Origin of the sequence: Lonsdalea quercina subsp. quercina (assembly GCF_000688655.1) — a bacterium.
Lineage (GTDB): Bacteria > Pseudomonadota > Gammaproteobacteria > Enterobacterales > Enterobacteriaceae > Lonsdalea > Lonsdalea quercina.
Genome location: NZ_JIBO01000036.1, coordinates 1 through 2,354, shown reverse-complemented (window position 1 = coordinate 2,354; position 2,354 = coordinate 1). Strand labels below are relative to the sequence as shown.

Below are 2,354 nucleotides of genomic sequence, written 5' to 3'. Positions count from 1 at the left end.
TTTGAAACTGGCAGGCTAGAGTCTTGTAGAGGGGGGTAGAATTCCAGGTGTAGCGGTGAAATGCGTAGAGATCTGGAGGAATACCGGTGGCGAAGGTGGCCCCCTGGACAAAGACTGACGCTCAGGTGCGAAAGCGTGGGGAGCAAACAGGATTAGATACCCTGGTAGTCCACGCTGTAAACGATGTCGACTTGGAGGTTGCGGTCTTGAACTGTGGCTTCCGGAGCTAACGCGTTAAGTCGACCGCCTGGGGAGTACGGCCGCAAGGTTAAAACTCAAATGAATTGACGGGGGTCCGCACAAGCGGTGGAGCATGTGGTTTAATTCGATGCAACGCGAAGAACCTTACCTACTCTTGACATCCAGAGAACTTGGCAGAGATGCCTTGGTGCCTTCGGGAACTCTGAGACAGGTGCTGCATGGCTGTCGTCAGCTCGTGTTGTGAAATGTTGGGTTAAGTCCCGCAACGAGCGCAACCCTTATCCTTTGTTGCCAGCACGTAATGGTGGGAACTCAAAGGAGACTGCCGGTGATAAACCGGAGGAAGGTGGGGATGACGTCAAGTCATCATGGCCCTTACGAGTAGGGCTACACACGTGCTACAATGGCGCATACAAAGAGAAGCGAACTTGCGAGAGTGAGTGGACCTCATAAAGTGCGTCGTAGTCCGGATTGGAGTCTGCAACTCGACTCCATGAAGTCGGAATCGCTAGTAATCGTAGATCAGAATGCTACGGTGAATACGTTCCCGGGCCTTGTACACCCCGCCCGTCACACCATGGGAGTGGGTTGCAAAAGAAGTAGGTAGCTTAACCTTCGGGAGGGCGCTTACCACTTTGTGATTCATGACTGGGGTGAAGTCGTAACAAGGTAACCGTAGGGGAACCTGCGGTTGGATTACCTCCTTACCAAAGTGAAGTGCTAGTGAAGTGCTCACACAGATTGTCTGATGAAAAAGCAAGAGCAAAAGCGCACCTGTTGATGATGAGTCTCTGACTCATGCTGANGCGGAACGATTGAGCCGGAAGGCTGAGTCGGATTTCGTGTCCCCATCGTCTAGAGGCCTAGGACACCGCCCTTTCACGGCGGTAACAGGGGTTCGAATCCCCTTGGGGACGCCATACCGATAATGAGTGAAAGGCATTATCACCTGAATATCTTAAAGATGACTTTAACGAGTCGTGTTTAAGATATTGCTCTTTAACAATCTGGAACAAGCTGAAATTTGAAACGATACAGCTGAACATATCTCTCCGTGCAGTATTGAGATGTGATTTTGTTGTATCAGAGTCTCTCAAATAATCGCAGCGCGAAGTGTTTTACGAAACACCTTCGGGTTGTGAGGTTAAGTGACTAAGCGTACACGGTGGATGCCTAGGCAGTCAGAGGCGATGAAGGGCGTGCTAATCTGCGAAAAGCGTCGGCAAGGTGATATGAACCGTTATACCCGACGATACCCGAATGGGGAAACCCAGTGCAATCCGTTGCACTATCGCAACGTGAATACATAGTGTTGCGAGGCGAACCGGGGGAACTGAAACATCTCAGTACCCCGAGGAAAAGAAATCAACCGAGATTCCCCTAGTAGCGGCGAGCGAACGGGGAGGAGCCCAGAACCTGAATCAGTTTGTGTCTTAGTGGAAGCGTCTGGAAAGTCGCACGACAGAGGGTGATAGTCCCGTACACGAAGAGGCATGGATTGTGAGTTCGATGAGTAGGGCGGGACACGTGTTATCCTGTCTGAATATGGGGGGACCATCCTCCAAGGCTAAATACTCCTGACTGACCGATAGTGAACCAGTACCGTGAGGGAAAGGCGAAAAGAACCCCGGCGAGGGGAGTGAAATAGAACCTGAAACCGTGTACGTACAAGCAGTGGGAGCCTTGATTAATCAGGGTGACTGCGTACCTTTTGTATAATGGGTCAGCGACTTATATTCTGTAGCAAGGTTAACCGAATAGGGGAGCCGCAGGGAAACCGAGTCTTAACTGGGCGTTAAGTTGCAGGGTATAGACCCGAAACCCGGTGATCTAGCCATGGGCAGGTTGAAGGTTGGGTAACACTAACTGGAGGACCGAACCGACTAATGTTGAAAAATTAGCGGATGACTTGTGGCTGGGGGTGAAAGGCCAATCAAACCGGGAGATAGCTGGTTCTCCCCGAAAGCTATTTAGGTAGCGCCTCGTGAACTCATCTTCGGGGGTAGAGCACTGTTTCGACTAGGGGGCCATCCCGGCTTACCAACTCGATGTAAACTGCGAATACCGAAGAATGTTATCACGGGAGACACACGGCGGGTGCTAACGTCCGTCGTGAAGAGGGAAACAACCCAGACCGCCAGCTAAGGTCCCAA

At 51.4% G+C, this 2,354-nt stretch carries 1 tRNA gene and 2 rRNA genes; all 3 read left to right on the top strand.

What is annotated here, in order from left to right:
• Nucleotides 1–908: ribosomal RNA gene (locus RZ35_RS16885) — 16S ribosomal RNA — on the top strand; the annotation flags it as partial.
• A 137-nt stretch (nucleotides 909–1,045) separates the two neighbouring features.
• Nucleotides 1,046–1,121, top strand: a tRNA-Glu gene (locus RZ35_RS16880).
• A 222-nt stretch (nucleotides 1,122–1,343) separates the two neighbouring features.
• A 23S ribosomal RNA gene (locus RZ35_RS16875) occupies nucleotides 1,344–2,354 on the top strand; the annotation flags it as partial.